Source organism: uncultured Pseudomonas sp. (assembly GCF_913774235.1).
GTDB lineage: Bacteria > Pseudomonadota > Gammaproteobacteria > Pseudomonadales > Pseudomonadaceae > Chryseomonas.
Genome location: NZ_CAJYDW010000006.1, coordinates 310,405 through 330,601, shown reverse-complemented (window position 1 = coordinate 330,601; position 20,197 = coordinate 310,405). Strand labels below are relative to the sequence as shown.

Below are 20,197 nucleotides of genomic sequence, written 5' to 3'. Positions count from 1 at the left end.
AGAGTGGCGGCATTTTGCGGCGGGGGGTAACGGTCTCGTGTTCGAAATGGTCAAAGCTGGCGGCTGGATGATGCTGCCGATCATCCTCAGTTCCATCCTGGCCACGGCCATCATCGCCGAGCGGCTGTGGACCCTGAGACGCAGCCGGGTCGCGCCGCCCAACCTGCTCGCCCAGGTCTGGCGCTGGATCCAGGACAAGCAGCTCAACAACGAGCGACTGCGTGAGTTGCGCGCCGGTTCGCCGCTGGGCGACATCCTCGCTGCGGGCCTGACCAATTCCCGCCACGGCCGCGACATCATGAAGGAGGCCATCGAGGAAGCCGGCAGCCGCGTGGTGCACGACCTCGAACGCTATCTGAACACCCTCGGCAGCATCGCTGCCCTGGCACCGCTGATGGGCCTGCTCGGCACCGTGTTCGGCATGATCGACATCTTCAGCGCCTTCATGAACGACGGCATGGCCAATGCGCCGATCCTCGCCGGCGGCATCTCCAAGGCCCTGGTCACCACCGCCACCGGTCTGCTGGTGGCGATTCCCGCGGTGTTCTTCCATCGCTACCTGCTGCGCCGGGTCGACGAGCTGGTGGTGGGCATGGAGCAGGAAGCGGTCAAACTGGTGGACATCCTTCATGGCGATCGCGAGGTGGATGTCCGCGAAGGAGCCGCCGCGTGAAATTCCGTCGCCGCGCCGGGGGCGCCGCTCGCGAAGAGGTCTACATCAACCTGGCGTCCTTCATCGACGTCATCTTCGTCCTGCTGCTGTTCTTCGTGGTGACCGCGACCTTCAGCCGGCCCAGCCAGCTCAAGATCGAGCTGCCCGAGGCCGACAGCGCCGCCGCGGCCGCCAACCAGGGCAAGACCCTGGAGATCAGCATCACCGCCGACGGCCAGATGGCGCTCAACGGCCAGACCCTAGTGCGCAACGACCTGACCGGCCTGACCACCGCCCTGCAGCGGGAGTCCGGCGGTGACAACAGCCTGCCGTTGGTGATCACCGCCGACGGCCGCGCCACCCACCAGTCGGTGGTCATGGCCATGGACGCCGCCGGCAAGCTCGGCTTCAGCCAGTTGCGCATCACCACCCTCGAGGCTCAGGCGAAACGTCCGTGAGCCTGGGCCAACGCCTGGTTCGCGCCTGGTACCAGGGGCATCCCGCCCTGGGCCTGCTGGCGCCGCTCGAAGCCCTCTACCGCCGGGTCGCCCGGCGCAAGCGCCAGCGCTTCCTGGCGGGGCAGGGCAGTATCCATCGTGCGCCGGTGCCGGTCATCGTGGTGGGCAATCTCACCGTCGGTGGCACCGGCAAGACCCCCATGATCCTCTGGCTGATCGGCCATCTGCGTGCCCGCGGTCTCAAGGTCGGCGTGGTCAGTCGGGGCTATGGCGCCCAGCCGCCGAGCCTGCCCTGGCGCGTCCAGGCCACGGACGCTGCGGCAGTGGCCGGCGACGAACCCCTGCTCATCGTGCAGCGCACCGCGGTGCCGCTGGTGATCGATCCCGACCGCGGTCGCGCCGTCGAACGCCTGCTCGCCGATGAACAGCTCGATGTGATCCTCAGCGACGACGGCCTGCAGCACTATCGCCTGGCGCGGGATCTGGAGCTGGTGATGGTCGATGCCGCACGCGGTTTCGGCAATGGCCGCTGCCTGCCGGCCGGGCCCCTGCGCGAACCCCTGGAGCGCCTGGCCGAGGTGGACGCCGTGATTCATAACGGCGCCGCCGTCGATCCTGCCGATGGCTACGGCCTGATCCTGCAGCCCAGCGCTCTGATCAATCTGCAGAGCGGCGCAGCTCAGCCCCTGGATTTCTTCCCGCCCGGCCAGCGCCTGCATGCCCTGGCCGGCATCGGCAACCCCGGACGTTTCTTCGCTACCCTCGAAGGACTACACTGGCAACCGGTACCCCATGCCTTCGCCGATCATGCCGCCTACAGCGCCGCGGACCTGGCCTTCACGCCGGAGCTGCCGCTGGTGATGACCGAGAAGGACGCGGTCAAGTGCCGGCCCTTCGCCGCCGCCGACTGGTGGTACCTGGCGGTGGACGCCCAGCCCTCGGCCGCCTTCGTCGCCTGGCTGGATGGGCGCCTCGACCGCCTCCTGCCCGAACACTCTCTCTGACGGAACCTTCGCCCATGGACCTCAAGCTGCTGGACATCCTCGCCTGCCCCCTGACCAAGAGCCCGCTGATCCTGAGCGACGATAAAAGCGAACTCATCAGCAAGGCCGCCGGCCTGGCTTTCCCGATTCGCGATGGCATCCCGGTGATGCTGGAAAGCGAGGCGCGCGTCATCACCACGGACGAGCGCCTGGACAAATGAGCACCGCCTTCACCGTCGTCATCCCGGCGCGCCTCGCCAGTACCCGGCTGCCCAACAAGCCGCTGCTCGACATCGCCGGCAAGCCGATGATCCAGCACGTCTGGGAGCAGGCCCGGCGCAGTGGCGCCGAGCAGGTGGTGGTGGCGACCGATCACGACGACATCCTGCGCGCCTGCGAAGGCTTCGGCGCCCAGGTGCTGCTGACGCGGGCCGACCATGCCTCGGGTACCGATCGCCTGGCCGAGGTGGCCGAGTTGCTGGGGTTGGCCGACGAGGCCCTGGTGGTCAACGTCCAGGGCGACGAGCCGCTGATCCCCCCGGCGGTGATCGATCAGGTGGCGGGCAATCTCGCCGCCCATCCCGAAGCCGGCGTGGCCACCCTGGCCGAGCCCATCCACGACGTCGACAGTCTGTTCAATCCCAATGTGGTCAAGGTGAGCACCGACGTGAACGGCCTGGCGCTGACCTTCAGCCGGGCACCGCTGCCCTGGGCGCGCAACGCCTTCGCTGGCGACCGTACGCAACTGCCTGCCGGCTTTCCCTATCGTCGCCACATTGGCATCTATGCCTATCGCGCCGGCTTCCTCGCCGATTTCGTCAGCTGGGGCCCCTGTGCCCTGGAAGAGACCGAAGCCCTGGAACAGCTGCGCGCCCTCTGGCATGGCGTACGCATCCATGTCGCCGATGCCTTGGAAGCGCCCCAGGCCGGCGTGGACACCCTGGAAGACCTCGAGCGCGTCCGCCGCCTGCTGGGAGCCTAGATGAGCCTGCGCATCCTGTTCGTCTGCATGGGCAACATCTGCCGTTCACCCACCGCCGAAGGCATCCTGAGGGCCAAGCTGGCAGCGGCCGGTCTGGCCGAGGCCGTAGAGTTGGATTCCGCGGGCACCGGCGACTGGCATGTCGGCAAGGCCCCGGATTCCCGTGCCATCCAGGCCGCCGCGGGTCGCGGCTACGACATCAGTGACCTGCGCGCACGTCAGGTCACCACAGAAGACTTCCAACGCTTCGACCTGATCCTGGCCATGGATCACGACAACCTCGCCTGGTTGGAGCAACTGCGCCCCGAGGGTGGCGTGGTGCCCGAGCTGTTCCTGGCTCGCCAGGGGCTCGCGGTGGACGAGGTGCCCGATCCCTATTACGGCGGCGCAGCGGGTTTCGAGCGGGTCCTGGATCTGCTCGAAGATGCCTGCGATGGCCTCGTCGCCGAGGTGGCCGCTCGTCATGGTCGCTGAGCTGCAGCAACAGGTCCCGCTGCAGGGACTCAATACCTTCGGCCTGGTGGCCGAAGCCGACCGCTATCTGGAGGCCGCCAGTGATGCCGAGGTCCAGGAGGCCCTGGCGCTGGCCCGGCAGCTAGGCGTGCCCCTGCGGGTGCTGGGCGGTGGCAGCAACCTGGTCCTGCCCGAGCGGGTCGAGGGCCTGGTGCTGCGCCTGACCTCGCGCGGCATCCGCCTGCTGGCGGAAGAGGGCGACGCCTTGCTGGTGGAAGCCGAAGCTGGCGAACCCTGGCATCCCTTCGTCATGACCACCCTTGCCAATGGCTGGTACGGGCTGGAAAACCTCAGCCTGATCCCGGGCACCGTGGGCGCTTCGCCGATCCAGAATATCGGTGCCTATGGCGTCGAACTCAAGGACAGGTGCGCCGGGGTGACAGTCCTCGACCGCCACAGCGGCGAACTCCAGGACCTGGCGCCAGAGGACTGCGCCTTCGCCTATCGCGAGAGCCGCTTCAAGGCCGAGGCCGGGCGCTGGATCGTACTGCGGGTGCGTTTTCATCTGAGCCGCCAGCCACAGCTGGTGCTGGACTATGGCCCGGTGCGCCAGGCGCTGGCCGAGGCCGGCGTCGAGCAACCGACACCTGAGGCCGTCAGCGCGGCGATCTGCGCCATCCGCCGCAGCAAGCTGCCCGACCCTGCAGTGCTGGGCAACGCCGGCAGCTTCTTCAAGAATCCGGTGGTCACCGCGGCTGCCGCCGCCGCACTCAAGGAAGCCTATCCGACGCTGCCGACCTATCCCCAGGCCGATGGCTCGGTCAAGCTGGCCGCCGGCTGGCTGATCGACCAGGCCGGCTGGCGTGGCTATCGTGACGGCGCCGTTGGGGTACATGCCGACCAGGCGCTGGTGCTGGTCAACTTCGGCGGCGCCAGCAGCCGCGATGTCCTGGCCCTGGCGGAACGCATCCGCGCCTCGGTACGGGAGCGCTTCGGCGTCACGCTGGAAATGGAGCCGGGAAGCCTGACGTGACCGACGACTCGCCCGATGCCCGGCGTCGCCGCCTGCTGATCGCCACCACCTCCGCCGTAGGCGGCCTGGGTCTGGTGGCGGGTAGCGTGCCCTTCGTCTGCGCCCTGCGGCCCAGTCGTTCGGCCCAGGTGGCGGCGGAACCGGTGCAGGTCGATATCTCCGCCTTGCGCGAAGACGAGCAGCTCACGGTGCAGTGGCGGGGTCAGCCGGTCTGCGTGCTGCGGCGCAGCGTGGCGGATCAGGCGCGACTCCTGGCAGACGAGGCCGGCCTCGCCGATCCAGACTCCAAGGAATCCAGCCAGCCGTCCTATGTCGATCCACGGCTGAGATCGCGGCGGCCGGACATCTTCGTGGTCACCGCCATCTGCACCCATCTGGGCTGTATTCCCTCGCTGGACACCGCCGCGACGAACAAAGGCTATCTCTGCCCCTGCCATGGCTCCCATTTCGATCTCGCCGGGCGTGTCTATCGCGATCAGCCAGCACCTCTGAATCTGGCCGTGCCTCCCTATCACTTCAAAGGCGAGAACCTGCTGGTGATCGGCAGTGACGGGGAGGGAGCAGCGTGAAAGACCGCGAGCACGACTGGCTGGAGCGCCGCCTGCCACTGCGCGCCTTCTGGCGCCGCCACGTCAGTGACTATCGCGTGCCGCGCAACCTAAACGTCTTCTATCTATTCGGTGCCCTGCTGGTCTTTATCCTGGTGCTGCAGGGGCTGACCGGGCTCTGGTTACTGTTCGGCTATGAGCCCACCGTGAAGGGCGCCTTCGCGTCGGTCCAGCTGTTCATGCGCGAGGTGCCCTTCGGCTGGCTGATCCGCTACCTGCACGCGGTAGGCGCCTCGGCGCTGTTCGTCTGCCTTTATCTGCACTTGCTGCGCGGCCTGTTGTACGGCTCTTATCGCGCCCCGCGCGAGCTGGTCTGGAGTTTCGGCGTGCTGCTCTATGTCCTGCTATTGGCCCAGGCCCTCTTCGGTTACCTGCTGCCCTGGGGGCAACTGTCCTACTGGGGTGCCCAGGTGTCCCTGAGTGCCGTCGAGGCGCTGCCTTTGGTGGGCCCAACCCTGGCCGACCTGCTACGGGGCGGAGTGGTGCTGTCCGATGCCAGCCTGCGCCGCTTCCAGGCCCTGCACGTGGTGGGGCTGCCGCTGCTGATTCTGACCCTGGTGGCGTTGCACATCATCGCTCTGCGCCAGACCGGCTCGAACAACCCCGAGGGTGACGACCGCGACCTGCGCGGTGCTGCAGGGGTGCCTTTCCATCCCTACCTGACGCTCAAGGATCTTTGTGGATTGGCGATCTTCCTGCTGGTCTTCCTCGCCGTAGTGCTGCTGGCGCCGGACCTGGGCGGGCTGGTGCTGGAACCGGCCAACCAGCAACCGGCCGATCCACTGGTCACCCCCAGCCACATTGCTCCGCCCTGGTATCTGGCACCCTTCTATGCGCTGCTGCGGGCGGTACCGAGCAAGGCCGGTGGTCTGGGTCTGGCAGCGCTGGCCGTCGCCCTGTTGTTCGTGTTGCCCTGGCTGGATCGCAGTGCAGTCCGCTCGGTCCGTCGCAAGGCCTGGCCGGCACGGCTGGGCTTGTACGTCGGTTGCCTGGCCTTCGCCGCGCTGGGTGTTCTAGGCGTGGTGTCCCTCACCGACGAACGCCTGTTGCTGGCACGCCTGGCCGCCGTCGTCTATTTCGCCAGTCTGCTGGGCATGCCTTGGTATAGCCGTCTGGGGCGTACTCGATCGCTCCCGGAGCAGATGCCATGAAATACCTGCTGTTGAGCCTGCTGCTGTGCGCGGGTTTGGCGATTGCCGCCGAGCCGGGTGATCCACGTGCGGGTGCCATTACCTTCGGCCGCTATTGCCTCGCCTGCCATGGTCAGGAATACCAGCGCTTCGATCGCGTCGCCGCCGATCTGCACTTGGATCTCGCCAGCTGGGCACCCGGCCGTACCGCCAGTGCGACCATGCTCAGCCTGCTCAAGCCCGAAGACGCCCGCCGCGCCTTCGGCAGCGTGCCGCCCGATCTCACCCTCATCGCTGCCGTGCGCGGCGAAGCCTGGCTGCGCGCCTTCCTGCAGGAATTCTATATGGCTCCGGGTCGCCCGCTTGGGGTCGATAACCTCACGGCTCCCGGTACCCGCATGCCCGACGTCCTGGCCGCCCTGCGCGGTCGGCAGGTGCGTGACTGTGGCGACGGGCGTTGCGTGCTGCGCCTGGAACCCGGCAGCGGTGCCCAGACGCCCGAGCAATTCGCTCGGACGGTCGAGGATCTGGTCGCCTATCTGGGGTATTCCGCTGCTCCCGAACGCGGCCTGGCCTGGCGTCTCGCGCCCTGGGTGCTGGGTTATCTGGTGCTGTTCGCCGTCCTGGCCTTCTGGCTCAAGCGCGAATTCTGGCGGCGATTGCCCGACGATGAGCGATGAGACTAGGTTGCAGGTGGCAAGGTGCGAGATAATCCCGCCTTTACAGCTTTGCCCCCACCGGGGGAGGGACCCATGGGCGCCATAACCCGCCTGACCTGTTTCCACGATCCCGAAGATCACTATAGCCACCGCATTCGCCTGATCCTGGCGGAGAAGAACGTCGAGTGCGAGCTGGTTGCCGTGCGCCGGGGCGAGTGTCCGCGGCAGCTGGCCGAGCACAATCCCTATGGCACCGTGCCGACGCTGATGGATCGCGACCTGGTGCTCTACGGCACCGAGGTGCTCATGGAGTACCTTGAAGAGCGCTATCCGCACCCGCCGCTGCTGCCGGCCTATCCGGTCACGCGCGGCCAGTCCCGGCTGTTGATGCACCGCATCGGCCGTGATTGGTGCAGCCTGGCGGATGCCATCCTGCAGGCGGCGCCCGGTGCCGACCTGGCGGTCAAGCGCAAGGAATTGCGGGAAAGCCTGACCGGCGTGGCGCCGATCTTCGCGGAAAAGCCTTTCTTCCTGAGCGACGACTTTTCCCTGGTGGACTGTTGCCTGCTCCCCCTGCTGTGGCGACTACCGCGCCTGGGCATCGAGCTGCCCCGGGCGGCCAAGCCGTTGCAGGACTACATGGATCGTATGTTCGCCCGCGACAGTTTCCGATCCAGCCTTTCGGTCACCGAGCGTGAGATGCGCTAGAGGAGAACCCCATGAATTCCAGTCGCCCTTACTTGGTCCGCGCGCTCTATGAGTGGATCGTGGACAACGACTGCACGCCGCACCTGCTGGTCAACGCCGACTACGCCGAGGTGCGGGTGCCGCCGGGCTATGCCAACGACGGCCAGATCGTGCTCAACGCTTCGCCCAGTGCCGTGCGCGACCTGCACATGGACAACGAAGCCGTGAGCTTCAATGGCCGCTTCGGCGGCGTGGCCTACAACCTCTATATCCCGGTGGGCGCCATCCTCGCCATCTATGCGCGGGAGAATGGCCAGGGCATGGTCTTCGACAGCGAGCCGACGCCACCCGATGATCAGGGGCCGGACAAGGGCGGCAGCAAGCCCGAGGCGCCCAAGCCGGCTCCCGCGCGACCGAGTCTGAAAGTGGTCAAGTAAGCCTGGCCGATACCCCGTCGCAGATCACCTTTGCGGCGGGCATGAAAAAGCCCCTGACGGCAGCGCCGGCAGGGGCTTTTTCGTGATCGCTACAGGCTTAGCGCTTGAGCGAAGCCGGCAGGTGCGGCTGGATCTGGGTCAGCAGCCCGCGGAAGCACTTGGGGTTGCCGGCGACGATGTGGCCCTTCTCGAGGAAGTCATGACCGCCGTTGAAGTCGCCCACCAGGCCACCGGCTTCCTGCACCAGCAGGGCGCCTGCCGCCATGTCCCACTCAGACAGGCCCATTTCCCAGAAGGCATCGAAGCGACCGGCGGCCACGTAGGCCAGGTCCAGGGCGGCGGAACCGGCGCGGCGGATACCGGCGGTCTGGCCAATCAGGCTGCGGAACATGCCCAGATAGTTGTCCAGGTGATCGACGTCATTGGCGCGGAAGGGGAAGCCGGTACCTAGCAGGGCGCCGTCCAGGCTGCGACGGTTGGTGACGCGGATGCGCCGACCGTTCACTGCGGCGCCGCGGCCGCGGCTGGCGGTGAATTCTTCCTGGCGCACCGGGTCCAGGACCACGGCGTGTTCCAGGCGGCCCTTGTACTTGCAGGCGATGCTCACCGAGAAGTGCGGGACGCCACGGAGGAAGTTGGTGGTGCCGTCCAGCGGGTCGACGATCCAGACGTAATCCGCGCCTTCGCCTTCACCGGCCAGGTAGCCCGATTCCTCACCGTAGAAACCATGGGTGGGGTAGGCCTTGCGCAGGGTGGCGAGAATGGTCTGCTCGGCGGCACGGTCCACTTCGGAGACGAAGTCGTTGGCGCCTTTTTCGTCGACTGTGATCACGTCCAGGCGCTCAATCGAACGGAAAATCAGTTCACCGGCGCTGCGGGCCGCGCGCAGGGCGATGTTCAGCATGGGCTGCATGGATAGATCACCTGGGTTGTATAAGGAAAGCCGGCAATGATAGCAGACTTCGCGGCGCGGGAAGGGGTATTCGTAGCATGCGGGCGCCGGTGGGCGTAGTATACGGCGCCGATTTCCCGCGTCCGCTCGAGGATAGCCACGTGCTGAATAACATCCGTGTCGTTCTGGTCAATACCAGCCATCCCGGCAACATCGGCGGTGCCGCCCGGGCGATGAAGAACATGGGCCTGTCGCGCCTCTATCTGGTCGAGCCCGAGGACTTCCCCAGTGGCGAGGCCAATGCCCGCGCCTCCGGCGCCAACGATGTGCTCGATGCCGCCATCGTCGTCGATACCCTGGAAGAAGCCCTGACCGGTTGCAGCCTGGTGCTGGGTACCAGTGCCCGGGATCGCCGTATCCCCTGGCCGCTGCTGGATCCGCGTGAGTGCGCCACCACCTCCCTGGCCCAGGTGGAGCAGGGTGGTGAGGTGGCTCTGGTGTTCGGTCGTGAGTACGCCGGCCTCACCAACGAAGAGTTGCAGCGCTGCCACTACCATGTGCACATCCCCTCGGACCCGGCCTTCGGTTCGCTCAACCTTGCCGCCGCGGTCCAGGTGCTGGTGTACGAGGTGCGCATGGCCTGGCTCGCCGCGCAGAATCAGCCGACCAAGATGAACAAGGTCGAAGCCACCGCCATGCTCAACACCCAGCCGGTGACGGTGGAGGAGCTGGAACTCTATTACCAGCACCTGGAAGAGACCCTGGTGGAGATCGGCTTCCTCGATCCGGCCAAGCCACGCCACCTGATGAGTCGCCTGCGTCGACTCTATGGTCGCGCCGGCATCAGCAAGCTGGAGATGAACATCCTGCGCGGCATTCTCACCGAAACCCAGAAGGCCGCCCGCGGCGAATCCCATCCGCGGACTATCCCGCCGATAGATAATGCCTGAGTGATTTGCTCGGTTTTAAAGTTGACCTTTTTTGTCGGGAATCCGATAATTGCGTCATCCGATGCAACCCGCTCGAGTTCGTCATGAGACTGACCACCAAAGGCCGCTACGCCGTCACCGCCATGCTCGACCTGGCGCTGCATGCCCAACGGGGCCCGGTGTCGCTGGCCGACATTTCCGAGCGGCAGGGCATTTCGCTGTCCTATCTGGAGCAGCTGTTCGCCCGGCTGCGCCGCGGCTCCCTGGTCAACAGCGTGCGCGGCCCCGGCGGCGGTTACCAGCTGGCGCGTGACATGAGCGGTATCCATGTGGCCCAGGTGATCGATGCCGTCAACGAGTCCGTGGATGCCACCCGTTGCCAGGGCAGCGGCGGCTGTCACCAGGGTGATACCTGCCTGACCCACCATCTCTGGTGCGACCTGAGCGATCAGATCCACACCTTCCTGAGCGGCATCACCCTGGCCGACCTGGTCGCCCGCAACGAGATCCAGCAGGTTGCCAAGCGTCAGGACACCAAGGTCTGTGCCAGCAAGCAATCGCCTTTAGCGGTCGAAAAAATCGAAGCGTCCACCATCGACTGAGCAGAGACGCCCGTCTGATTAGGAGTAACCGATGAAATTGCCGATCTACCTAGACTATTCCGCCACCACCCCCGTCGATCCGCGCGTCGCTCAGAAGATGAGCGAGTGCCTGCTGGTGGACGGCAACTTTGGCAACCCCGCATCGCGCTCCCATCTGTTCGGCTGGAAGGCCGAGGAAGCTGTGGAAAATGCCCGTCGTCAGGTGGCCGAACTGGTCAACGCCGACCCGCGCGAGATCGTCTGGACCTCCGGTGCCACCGAGTCCGACAACCTGGCCATCAAGGGTGCCGCGCACTTCTATCAGAACAAGGGCAAGCACCTCATCACCTCCAAGATCGAGCACAAGGCGGTGTTGGACACCACTCGTCAGCTCGAGCGCGAAGGTTTCGAGGTCACCTACCTTGATCCGGGCGAAGACGGTCTGATCACCCCCGACATGGTCGCGGCGGCCCTGCGTGAAGACACCATCCTGGTGTCTATCATGCACGTCAACAACGAGATCGGCACCGTCAACGACATCGCCGCCATCGGCGAGCTGACCCGTTCTCGTGGCGTGCTCTTCCACGTTGACGCCGCCCAGTCCACTGGCAAGGTCGAGATCGACTTGGAGAAGCTCAAGGTCGACATGATGTCCTTCTCGGCGCACAAGACCTACGGTCCCAAGGGCATTGGTGCCCTCTACGTCCGCCGCAAGCCGCGCGTCCGTATCGAGGCCCAGACCCATGGTGGCGGTCATGAGCGTGGCATGCGTTCGGGTACCCTGGCGACCCACCAGATCGTCGGCATGGGCGAAGCCTTCCGCATCGCCAAGGAAGAGATGGTCCAGGAAAATGCCCGTATCAAGGCCCTGAGCGAGCGTTTCTACCGTCAGTTCGAAGGCCTGGAAGAGGTCTACCTGAACGGCAGCCTGATCCATCGCGTGCCGCACAACCTGAACCTGAGCTTCAACTACGTCGAAGGTGAGTCGTTGATCATGGCGCTCAAGGATCTGGCGGTCTCGTCCGGTTCGGCCTGCACCTCGGCCTCCCTGGAGCCGTCGTACGTCCTGCGTGCCCTGGGTCGCAACGACGAATTGGCCCATAGCTCCATCCGCTTCACCTTCGGTCGCTTCACCACCGAGGAAGACGTTGACTACGCCGCGAGCAAGGTCACCGAAGCCGTCAACAAGTTGCGTGAATTGTCTCCGCTGTGGGACATGTTCAAAGAAGGCGTAGACCTGAGTCAGGTCGAGTGGCAAGCCCACTGACCCACCCTGATAAGCGAGGATTGCACCATGGCATACAGTGAAAAGGTCATCGACCACTACGAAAACCCGCGCAACGTCGGCAAGTTCGACGCGGCCGATCCCGATGTCGGCACCGGCATGGTCGGCGCTCCGGCCTGCGGCGACGTGATGCGTCTGCAGATCAAGGTCAACGAGCAGGGCATCATCGAAGACGCCAAGTTCAAGACCTACGGTTGCGGTTCCGCCATTGCCTCCAGCTCCCTGGCCACCGAGTGGATGAAGGGCAAGAGCATCGAGGAAGCGGCGTCGATCAAGAACAGCATGATCGCCGAAGAACTGGCCCTGCCGCCGGTGAAGATCCACTGCTCGGTGCTCGCCGAAGACGCCATCAAGGCGGCCGTCAGCGACTACAAGCAGAAGAAAGGCCTGCTCTAAGGAGGAACCATGGCGATCAGCATGACTGAGTCCGCCGCCCGTCACGTGCAGCGCTCCATCGATGGGCGCGGCAAGGGTGCCGGCATCCGCCTGGGCGTTCGTACCACGGGCTGCTCGGGACTGGCCTACGTGCTCGAGTTCGTCGATGAACTCGCGGCCGAGGATCAGGTGTTCGAAAGCCATGGCGTCAAGGTCATCATCGACCCCAAGAGCCTGGTCTACCTGGACGGCACCGAGTTGGATTTCGTGCGTGAAGGCCTCAACGAGGGCTTCAAGTTCAACAATCCCAACGTGCGTGGCGAGTGTGGCTGCGGCGAAAGCTTCAACATCTGAGGCCGGCCATGGGTAAGCCCTGTCACTTCGCGCTGTTCGAGATCAAGCCCGCCTTCGAGATCGATCAGGCGGGCCTGTCTTCGCGCTATCGCGATCTGGCGCGCACCATGCACCCGGATCGCTTCGCCGACGCGCCCGAGCGAGAGCGCCGCCAGGCACTGGAGCGTTCGGCCGAGCTCAATGAGGCCTATCACGTGCTGCGGGCTCCCTCGCGCCGTGCACGCTATCTGCTGGAACTCGAAGGGCATGAGATGCCCCTCGAAGCGACCATCCAGGATGGCGACTTCCTCATGCAGCAGCTGCAATGGCGCGAAGAGCTGGAAGATCTGCAGGAGGCAGGCGACAGCGCCGGCATTCCGGCTTTCCGTCAGCGTCTCAAGGATGCGCAGCGCGACATCGAGCAGGCCTTCGCCGCGATCTGGCAGGACGCCACCCAGCGCGAACACGCCGAGCGTCTGGTCCGTCGCATGCAGTTTCTCGACAAGCTGGCCAGCGAGATCCGCCAGCTCGAAGAGCGTCTGGACGATTAATCACAGGTGCCGCTCCGGCACCGACAACCATAAGCCGACTAGCCAATGGCTCTATTGCAGATTGCCGAACCCGGGATGGCGCCTAAGCCGCATCAGCGCAAGCTGGCGGTAGGCATCGACCTGGGCACCACCAATTCCCTCGTGGCCGCCGTGCGTAGTGGCGTGGCCGAGACCCTGCCCGATCTGCAGGGTGAGGTGATCCTGCCGTCCGCCGTGCGCTATGCCGCCAGCGGCGTGGAAGTGGGCGCTGGCGCCAAGGCGGCCGCGGCCCAGGACCCGTTCAACACCATTCTGTCCGTCAAGCGCCTCATGGGGCGTGGCATCGCCGACGTCAAGCAACTGGGCGAGCAGTTGCCCTATCGCTTCGTCGCCGGTGAATCGGAGATGCCTTTCATCGAGACCGCTGCCGGGCGCAAGAGTCCGGTAGAGGTCTCCGCCGACATCCTGCGGGTGCTGCGCGAGCGCGCCGAAGCCACCCTGGGTGGCGAGCTGGTCGGCGCCGTCATCACCGTGCCGGCCTATTTCGACGATGCCCAGCGCCAGGCCACCAAGGATGCCGCTCGCTTCGCCGGGCTGAACGTGCTGCGCCTGCTCAACGAACCCACCGCGGCGGCCGTGGCCTATGGCCTGGACCGAGGCGAGGAGGGCGTGGTCGCTATCTACGACCTGGGTGGCGGCACCTTCGACATTTCCATCCTACGCCTGACCCGCGGCGTCTTCGAAGTCATGGCCACCGGTGGCGACAGCGCCCTGGGCGGTGACGACTTCGACCATGCCATCGCCAACTGGATCGTCCAGCAGGCCGGGCTGTCCAGTGACCTGGACCCGGCTACCCAGCGCCGCCTGCTGCAGAGCGCCTGCGCCGCCAAGGAGGCCCTGTCCGCCGCCGAGCGCGTCGAGGTCAACCACGGCGACTGGTCCGGCGTGCTCGAGCGCAGCACCTTCCAGGAACTCATCGCCCCGCTGGTCGCGCGCAGCCTCAAGGCCTGTCGCCGCGCCCTGCGCGATGCGGAAGTGGAGCCGGCGGATATCCGTGCCGTGGTCATGGTCGGTGGCTCCACCCGGGTGCCCTATGTCCGCGAAGCCGTAGGCGAGCTGTTCGAGTGCGATCCGCTCACCGACATCGATCCGGATCGCGTGGTCGCCATCGGCGCCGCGCTGCAGGCCGACTCCCTGGCCGGCAACCGCGCCGGTGAAGAGTTGCTGCTGCTGGACGTCATCCCGCTGTCCCTGGGACTGGAAACCATGGGCGGCCTGATGGAAAAGATCATTCCGCGCAACACCACCATTCCGGTGGCGCGCGGCCAGGACTTCACCACCTACCGCGACGGCCAGACCGCCATGCTGGTGCATGTACTGCAGGGCGAACGCGAACTGGTCAAGGACGCCCGCTCCCTGGCGCGCTTCGAGCTCCGCGGCTTCCCGCCCATGGTCGCCGGTGCCGCCAAGATCCGCGTGACCTTCCAGGTCGATGCCGACGGCCTGCTTGGCGTCAGCGCCCGTGAGCTGTCCAGTGGCGTGGAAGCCAGTGTTCAGGTCAAGCCGTCCTACGGCCTGACCGACGGCGAAATCGCCAACATGCTGCAGGATTCCTTCCGTCATGCCGGCGACGACATGCAGGCCCGTGCGCTGCGCGAGCAGCAGGTCGAAGCCCGGCGGCTGATCGAGGCGGTCACCGCTGCGCTGGCCGCCGATGGCGAGCGCCTGCTGGACGCCGAGGAGCGTCAGGTGATCGAGCTGGAAATCGGCCGGCTGGCCGAGCTGCTGGACGCCACCGACGTCCAGGCGCTCGAAGAGCAGACCAAGCGTCTTTCTCACGTGACCGATGCCTTCGCCGCCCGGCGGATGAACGCCTCGGTCAAGGCGGCCCTGGCGGGTCGCCGTCTCAACGATATCGAGGAGTAGTTCCATCATGCCGCAGATCACCCTGCTGCCCCACGCCGAGCACTGCCCCGAAGGCGCGGTCTTCGAAGCCAGCGAAGGCGAAACCATCATCGCCGCGGCCCTGCGCAACGGCATTGACATCGAGCACGCCTGCGAGATGTCCTGTGCCTGCACCACCTGCCACGTGGTCATCCAGGAAGGCTTCGATTCCCTCGAGCCTTCCGATGAACTCGAGGACGACATGCTGGACAAGGCCTGGGGCCTGGAAATGCGTTCGCGCCTGTCCTGCCAGGCCGTGGTAGGCAGCGAGGACCTGGTGGTGGAAATCCCGCGTTACACCATCAACCAGGTGTCCGAAGGTCACTGAGGGAGAAGCTGTCATGGCACTGAAATGGACCGATGTGCTGGATATCGCCATCGAACTCAACGATGCCCACCCGGACGTGGATCCGCGCTACGTGAACTTCGTCAAGCTGCGTGACTGGGTCGTGGCCCTGCCGGAGTTCGACGACGATCCCCAGCGCGGTGGCGAGAAGGTGCTGGAGGCCATCCAGGCCGCCTGGATCGAAGAGTCCGCCTGACGCCTCGCCCGTACCGCGCTACGCTTTTCACCGTGACCCGCGTATAATCCGCGGGTTTCGTTTTTGCTCTATTCCCACATTCGGAGTTCACATGTCTGTTCAACGTACCCTGTCGATCATCAAGCCCGATGCCGTAGCCAAGAATGTCGTCGGTGAGATCGTCACCCGCTTCGAGAAGGCTGGCCTGCGCGTCGTCGCTGCCAAGATGGTCCAGCTGTCCGAGCGCGAAGCCGGTGGCTTCTACGCCGAACACAAAGAGCGTCCCTTCTTCAAGGACCTGGTCTCCTTCATGACTTCCGGTCCGGTCGTCGTTCAGGTGCTGGAGGGCGACAACGCCATCGCCAAGAACCGTGAGCTGATGGGCGCCACCGATCCCAAGAAAGCCGACGCCGGCACCATCCGTGCCGATTTCGCTGTCTCCATCGACGAGAACGCCGTCCACGGTTCGGATTCCGAAGCGTCCGCCGCTCGCGAGATCTCCTACTTCTTCGCAGCTACCGAAGTCTGCGAGCGCGTCCGCTAAGGATGAGCGCCGGCCAGGGAAGCGGCCAGCCCGCCTTCCTGGCACCGCCCGCGCCTTGCGCGGGCTTCAAACAGATTTCGTCGAGGTGATCCCATGACCACAGCCACCGATAAGGTCAACCTGCTGGGCCTGACCCAGCCGCAACTCGAGTCGTTCTTCGAGTCCATCGGGGAGAAGCGCTTTCGCGCCGGCCAGGTCATGAAGTGGATCCATCACTTCGGCATCGATGATTTCGACGCCATGAGCAACCTGGGCAAGGCGCTCAAGGAAAAGCTCAAGGCTACCGCGGAAATCCGTGGCCCCGAGATCGTCAGCGAAGACATTTCCCGCGACGGCACCCGCAAGTGGGTGATCCGCGTCGCCTCCGGCAGTTGCGTCGAGACCGTCTATATCCCGCAGAACGGCCGCGGCACCCTGTGCGTGTCGTCCCAGGCCGGTTGCGCCCTGGACTGCAGCTTCTGCTCCACCGGCAAGCAGGGCTTCAACAGCAACCTCACCGCCGCCGAGGTGATCGGCCAGGTGTGGATCGCCAACAAGTCCTTCGGCACCGTACCGGCCAAGATCGACCGTGCCATCACCAATGTGGTGATGATGGGCATGGGTGAGCCGCTGCTGAACTTCGACAACGTCGTCGCCGCCATGCGCATCATGATGGACGACCTCGGCTACGGCATCTCCAAGCGCAAGGTCACCCTGTCCACCTCGGGCGTGGTGCCGATGATCGAGGAGCTGGCCAAGCACATCGACGTCTCCCTGGCGCTGTCGCTGCACGCGCCCAACGACGAGCTGCGCAACGAGCTGGTACCGATCAACCGCAAGTATCCGCTGGCCATGCTGCTCGACGCCTGCCAGAGATACATCGGCCAATTGGGCGAGAAGCGCGTCCTGACCATCGAGTACACCCTGCTCAAGGACGTCAACGACCTGCCCGAGCATGCCCATCAGATGATCGAGTTGCTGCGCAACGTGCCCTGCAAGATCAACCTGATTCCCTTCAATCCCTTCCCGCACTCTGGCTACGAGCGGCCGAGCAAGAACGCTACCCGCCGCTTCCAGGAGCTGCTGCAGCAGGCTGGTTTCAACGTCACCGTGCGCACCACCCGCGGTGATGACATCGACGCCGCCTGCGGCCAGTTGGTCGGTCAGGTCATGGACCGTACCCGTCGCAGCCAGCGTTACATCGCCGTTCGCCAGCTCGACGGTGCCGAAACCGTAACGCCGCTCCAGGGCTGAGGGCGCGACCATGGCGATCACGCGCTTTGCGGCTGTCGCGCTCGCCCTGGTGGTCGGCGGCCTCGCCGGCTGCGTGACCGAGGGTGATCGTAACCCCATGGATACCCGCGAGGGGCGGATGCAGGCCCGTGACGCCTACATCCAGCTTGGCCTCGGCTATGTCCAGCAGGGCAACACCGAACAGGCCAAGGTGCCGCTGAAGAAGGCCCTTGAGCTGGATTCCTCCAGCGCCGATGCTCATGCCGCCCTGGCCCTGGTGTTCCAGGCCCAGGCGGAAGTGCAGCTGGCCGACCAGGAGTATCGCCTGGCCCTGCGCGAACGTCCCCACGATGCCCGCATTCTCAACAACTACGGCAGCTTCCTCTATGAGCAGGGGCGCTACAAGGATGCCTACGAGCGCTTCCAGCAAGCCGCCGAGGACAGCCTTTATCCCGAGCGTGCCCGGGTGTTCGAGAATCTCGGCCTGACCGCCCTGAGGCTCAATCAGGTCGACTTGGGTAAGGAAAATCTGGAAAAATCCCTGCGGCTGGATCGTAATCAGCCCAGGGCCTTGTTCGAATTGGCTCAACTGGCCTACCAGACGCGCGACTACGTGCCGTCGCGCAGCTATTACCAGGCCTTCAGCCAGCTCAGTCCCCAGGATGCCCGCAGCCTGTTGCTCGGGATCCGCCTCGCCGAAGTGTTCAATGACCGCAACACCGCCGCGAGCTATGCCCTGCAGCTGAAGCGCCTGTACCCGAACTCACCTGAATATCGTCAACTTCAGTCGGAGCAGAAATGACCGCAGTGCAATCCGAAGCGGTACACGCCGGACGGGGCCACCCCGGTGAAATCCTGCGGCAAAAACGCGAGGAGCTTGGCTGGAGCCAGGCCCAGGTCGCCCAGAGCCTCAATCTCAGCGGGCGCATCATCGAGCAACTCGAAGCCGGCAACTACCAGCAGATGCCGGGGCATACCTTCACCCGAGGTTACATCAAGGCCTATGGCAAGCTGCTCGGCCTCGATCAGGTGGAGCTGGTGCGCGCCTTCGATGGCTATACCGGTACCGATGCCAAGGGCAGCACCGTGCACAGCCTGGGGCGGCTCGACGAACCGGTGCGGTTGTCCCGTAACGTCCTGAGATTCGTCAGCTTCATCCTGGTGGTGCTGATCATCGCCATGGGCCTGTTCTGGTGGCAGGAACGCAGTCGCCAGGCCTCCAGCGCCAGCGCCGTGAGCATGGAGCATGTCGAGGTCGAGGGCGCCGACGGCAAGACCGAGATCCACCCCATCGACGAGCCCGAAGAGCAGCCCCAGGCGCAAGCCCAGAGTCCGGCTGCCAGCACGCCGGCGCCCAATGCCGGCGCAGTCGCCAGCATGCCCGCGCCCGTGGGCACTCCGGTACCAGATGCCAGCACCGTGGCCGCCATGCCCACGCCGACTACCCCGGCCCCCGTTACGCCGGCGCCGAGCAGCACGGCCCCGGCAGCGACGCCGGCAACCTTGCCCGGCACGCCAGCAGCTAGCGCTTCCGCGACCGCTCCGGTGGCGGGTGCCGACAGCCTGAACATCCGTTTCTCCGCCAATTGCTGGCTGCAGGTCAGCGACGGCACCGGCAAGATCCTCTTCAGTGGTATGAAGAAGGGCGGCGAGACCCTCGACTACGCCTCGATCAAGGCACCGGTCAATATCCGTCTCGGTTTCGCCCGCGGAGCCCAGATCACCTACAACGGTCAGATCGTCGACCTCGCGCCCTTCACCAAGGGCGAGACCGCCCGAATCAAACTCGGTCAGGCCGGACAATGACGTCCGGCGACCTCATGGGAAACCAGCATGCATAGCGAATCGCCCATCAAACGTCGGCCCTCCCGGAAGATCTGGGTCGGCTCGGTGCCGGTCGGCGGCGATGCCCCCATCGCCGTGCAGAGCATGACCAATACCGAAACCTGCGACGTCGACGCCACCGTGGCGCAGATCCAGCGCCTGCAGGATGCCGGTGCCGACATCGTGCGTGTCTCCGTGCCCGACATGGATGCCGCCGAGGCCTTCGGCCGCATCAAGCAGCGGGTCAGCCTGCCGCTGGTGGCCGACATCCACTTCGACTACAAGATCGCCCTGCGCGTGGCCGAGCTGGGCGTGGACTGCCTGCGCATCAACCCCGGCAACATCGGTCGCGAAGACCGGGTGAAGGCGGTGGTCGATGCCGCGCGCGAGCGTGGCATCCCGATCCGCATCGGCGTCAACGCCGGTTCGCTGGAGAAGGACCTGCAGAAGAAGTACGGCGAGCCGACCCCGGAAGCCCTGGTGGAATCGGCCATGCGCCACGTCGATCATCTGGAGAAGCTGGACTATCCGGATTTCAAGGTGAGCGTGAAGGCCAGTGATGTCTTCATGGCCGTGGCTGCCTATCGCCAGCTGGCGACGCGCATCGAACAGCCGCTGCACCTGGGCATCACCGAAGCCGGTGGCCTGCGCTCGGGCACGGTAAAATCCGCCGTGGGCCTGGGCATGCTGCTGGCCGAGGGCATCGGCGACACCATCCGTATCTCCCTGGCGGCCGATCCGGTCGAGGAGATCAAGGTCGGTTTCGATATCCTCAAGTCCCTGCGCCTGAGATCCCGTGGCATCAACTTCATCGCCTGCCCGAGCTGCTCGCGGCAGAACTTCGATGTGGTCAAGACCATGAACGAGCTGGAAGGGCGCCTGGAAGACCTGCTGGTACCCCTGGACGTCGCGGTGATCGGCTGCGTGGTCAATGGCCCCGGCGAAGCCAAGGAAGCCCACGTCGGCCTGACCGGGGGTACGCCGAACAACCTGGTGTACATCGACGGCAAGCCGGCGTCCAAGCTGAACAACGACAATCTGGTGGACGAGCTGGAAGGGCTCATCCGCCGCAAGGCGGCCGAAAAGGCCGCAGCGGATGCCGCGCTGATTGCGCGCAGCTGAAAGATCAAGGAATAAGGCCCTTT

At 65.5% G+C, this 20,197-nt stretch carries 27 protein-coding genes; 26 read left to right on the top strand and 1 reads right to left on the bottom strand.

Annotation, left to right across the window (positions count from 1 at the left end; all coding sequences use genetic code 11):
- Positions 1-37 precede the first annotated feature (37 nt).
- The 12 genes from QZ471_RS06745 to QZ471_RS06690 all read left to right on the top strand — a co-directional run bounded on the left by QZ471_RS06745 (position 38) and on the right by QZ471_RS06690 (position 8,082).
- Positions 38-673, top strand: coding sequence for a MotA/TolQ/ExbB proton channel family protein (locus QZ471_RS06745; RefSeq protein ID WP_295462039.1), 636 nt, complete (start codon positions 38-40; stop codon positions 671-673).
- Entirely contained in the window at positions 670-1,110 is a 441-nt protein-coding gene (locus QZ471_RS06740) for a biopolymer transporter ExbD (RefSeq protein ID WP_059232292.1), read from the top strand. Before QZ471_RS06745 ends, QZ471_RS06740 begins: the two co-directional genes overlap by 4 nt.
- Positions 1,107-2,114 (top strand): tetraacyldisaccharide 4'-kinase, encoded by a 1,008-nt coding sequence (gene lpxK, locus QZ471_RS06735; protein WP_295462036.1) that lies wholly within the window; start codon positions 1,107-1,109, stop codon positions 2,112-2,114. Before QZ471_RS06740 ends, lpxK begins: the two co-directional genes overlap by 4 nt.
- 14 nt (positions 2,115-2,128) lie before the next feature.
- Complete coding sequence (locus QZ471_RS06730; protein WP_295462034.1) at positions 2,129-2,314, top strand: Trm112 family protein; 186 nt, start codon at positions 2,129-2,131, stop codon at positions 2,312-2,314.
- On the top strand, positions 2,311-3,075 hold the full coding sequence (kdsB, locus tag QZ471_RS06725; RefSeq protein ID WP_295462032.1) for a 3-deoxy-manno-octulosonate cytidylyltransferase: 765 nt from the start codon (positions 2,311-2,313) through the stop codon (positions 3,073-3,075). Before QZ471_RS06730 ends, kdsB begins: the two co-directional genes overlap by 4 nt.
- On the top strand, positions 3,076-3,549 hold the full coding sequence (locus tag QZ471_RS06720) for a low molecular weight protein-tyrosine-phosphatase (RefSeq protein ID WP_295462030.1): 474 nt from the start codon (positions 3,076-3,078) through the stop codon (positions 3,547-3,549). It begins immediately after the preceding gene.
- Positions 3,539-4,561: a UDP-N-acetylmuramate dehydrogenase gene (gene murB, locus QZ471_RS06715; RefSeq protein WP_295462028.1), complete on the top strand. Its 1,023-nt coding sequence runs from the start codon at positions 3,539-3,541 to the stop codon at positions 4,559-4,561. The genes QZ471_RS06720 and murB overlap by 11 nt, the downstream gene beginning before the upstream one ends.
- Positions 4,558-5,130, top strand: coding sequence for a ubiquinol-cytochrome c reductase iron-sulfur subunit (gene petA, locus QZ471_RS06710; protein ID WP_295462027.1), 573 nt, complete (start codon positions 4,558-4,560; stop codon positions 5,128-5,130). Before murB ends, petA begins: the two co-directional genes overlap by 4 nt.
- Positions 5,131-5,150: 20 nt before the next feature.
- Positions 5,151-6,320 (top strand): cytochrome bc complex cytochrome b subunit, encoded by a 1,170-nt coding sequence (locus tag QZ471_RS06705; protein WP_295462187.1) that lies wholly within the window; start codon positions 5,151-5,153, stop codon positions 6,318-6,320.
- Positions 6,317-6,979, top strand: coding sequence for a cytochrome c1 (locus QZ471_RS06700; protein ID WP_295462025.1), 663 nt, complete (start codon positions 6,317-6,319; stop codon positions 6,977-6,979). Before QZ471_RS06705 ends, QZ471_RS06700 begins: the two co-directional genes overlap by 4 nt.
- 72 nt (positions 6,980-7,051) lie before the next feature.
- Positions 7,052-7,666, top strand: a complete 615-nt coding sequence (locus tag QZ471_RS06695; RefSeq protein WP_295462023.1) for a glutathione S-transferase N-terminal domain-containing protein — start codon at positions 7,052-7,054, stop codon at positions 7,664-7,666.
- A gap of 11 nt (positions 7,667-7,677) precedes the next feature.
- Positions 7,678-8,082: a ClpXP protease specificity-enhancing factor gene (locus tag QZ471_RS06690; protein ID WP_295462021.1), complete on the top strand. Its 405-nt coding sequence runs from the start codon at positions 7,678-7,680 to the stop codon at positions 8,080-8,082.
- 97 nt (positions 8,083-8,179) lie between these two features.
- On the opposite strand, the gene suhB is transcribed toward QZ471_RS06690, so the two are convergent.
- A complete protein-coding gene (suhB, locus tag QZ471_RS06685) occupies positions 8,180-8,995 on the bottom strand; it encodes an inositol-phosphate phosphatase (RefSeq protein WP_140217702.1) in 816 nt (271 codons plus the stop codon).
- 140 nt (positions 8,996-9,135) lie between these two features.
- On the opposite strand from suhB, the gene trmJ reads away from it, so the two are divergent.
- The 14 genes from trmJ to ispG all read left to right on the top strand — a co-directional run bounded on the left by trmJ (position 9,136) and on the right by ispG (position 20,174).
- Positions 9,136-9,924 carry a tRNA (cytosine(32)/uridine(32)-2'-O)-methyltransferase TrmJ gene (gene trmJ, locus QZ471_RS06680; RefSeq protein ID WP_145009478.1) on the top strand — a complete coding sequence of 263 codons (789 nt, stop codon included), beginning with the start codon at positions 9,136-9,138 and terminating at the stop codon, positions 9,922-9,924.
- Positions 9,925-10,007: 83 nt separating this feature from the next.
- On the top strand, positions 10,008-10,505 hold the full coding sequence (gene iscR / locus QZ471_RS06675; RefSeq protein ID WP_295462018.1) for a Fe-S cluster assembly transcriptional regulator IscR: 498 nt from the start codon (positions 10,008-10,010) through the stop codon (positions 10,503-10,505).
- A 31-nt stretch (positions 10,506-10,536) separates the two neighbouring features.
- Positions 10,537-11,751 (top strand): IscS subfamily cysteine desulfurase, encoded by a 1,215-nt coding sequence (locus tag QZ471_RS06670; protein WP_295462016.1) that lies wholly within the window; start codon positions 10,537-10,539, stop codon positions 11,749-11,751.
- A 27-nt stretch (positions 11,752-11,778) separates the two neighbouring features.
- Positions 11,779-12,165 (top strand): Fe-S cluster assembly scaffold IscU, encoded by a 387-nt coding sequence (iscU, locus tag QZ471_RS06665; protein ID WP_007162419.1) that lies wholly within the window; start codon positions 11,779-11,781, stop codon positions 12,163-12,165.
- 9 nt (positions 12,166-12,174) lie between these two features.
- Positions 12,175-12,498 carry an iron-sulfur cluster assembly protein IscA gene (iscA, locus tag QZ471_RS06660; RefSeq protein WP_058759989.1) on the top strand — a complete coding sequence of 108 codons (324 nt, stop codon included), beginning with the start codon at positions 12,175-12,177 and terminating at the stop codon, positions 12,496-12,498.
- A gap of 8 nt (positions 12,499-12,506) precedes the next feature.
- A complete protein-coding gene (hscB, locus tag QZ471_RS06655; RefSeq protein WP_295462011.1) occupies positions 12,507-13,028 on the top strand; it encodes a co-chaperone HscB in 522 nt (173 codons plus the stop codon).
- A 45-nt stretch (positions 13,029-13,073) separates the two neighbouring features.
- Complete coding sequence (gene hscA / locus QZ471_RS06650; protein ID WP_295462010.1) at positions 13,074-14,933, top strand: Fe-S protein assembly chaperone HscA; 1,860 nt, start codon at positions 13,074-13,076, stop codon at positions 14,931-14,933.
- A 7-nt stretch (positions 14,934-14,940) separates the two neighbouring features.
- Entirely contained in the window at positions 14,941-15,279 is a 339-nt protein-coding gene (gene fdx, locus QZ471_RS06645) for an ISC system 2Fe-2S type ferredoxin (RefSeq protein ID WP_007162423.1), read from the top strand.
- A gap of 13 nt (positions 15,280-15,292) precedes the next feature.
- Entirely contained in the window at positions 15,293-15,493 is a 201-nt protein-coding gene (iscX, locus tag QZ471_RS06640; RefSeq protein WP_295462008.1) for a Fe-S cluster assembly protein IscX, read from the top strand.
- A gap of 91 nt (positions 15,494-15,584) precedes the next feature.
- A complete protein-coding gene (ndk, locus tag QZ471_RS06635) occupies positions 15,585-16,016 on the top strand; it encodes a nucleoside-diphosphate kinase (protein ID WP_133862766.1) in 432 nt (143 codons plus the stop codon).
- Between the two features lie 93 nt (positions 16,017-16,109).
- A complete protein-coding gene (rlmN, locus tag QZ471_RS06630) occupies positions 16,110-17,249 on the top strand; it encodes a 23S rRNA (adenine(2503)-C(2))-methyltransferase RlmN (RefSeq protein ID WP_295462004.1) in 1,140 nt (379 codons plus the stop codon).
- A gap of 10 nt (positions 17,250-17,259) precedes the next feature.
- Positions 17,260-18,030, top strand: a complete 771-nt coding sequence (pilW, locus tag QZ471_RS06625) for a type IV pilus biogenesis/stability protein PilW (RefSeq protein ID WP_295462002.1) — start codon at positions 17,260-17,262, stop codon at positions 18,028-18,030.
- Entirely contained in the window at positions 18,027-19,034 is a 1,008-nt protein-coding gene (locus QZ471_RS06620; protein ID WP_295462000.1) for a helix-turn-helix domain-containing protein, read from the top strand. Before pilW ends, QZ471_RS06620 begins: the two co-directional genes overlap by 4 nt.
- Before the next feature lie 27 nt (positions 19,035-19,061).
- Positions 19,062-20,174: a flavodoxin-dependent (E)-4-hydroxy-3-methylbut-2-enyl-diphosphate synthase gene (ispG, locus tag QZ471_RS06615; RefSeq protein ID WP_295461998.1), complete on the top strand. Its 1,113-nt coding sequence runs from the start codon at positions 19,062-19,064 to the stop codon at positions 20,172-20,174.
- Positions 20,175-20,197: the final 23 nt, after the last annotated feature.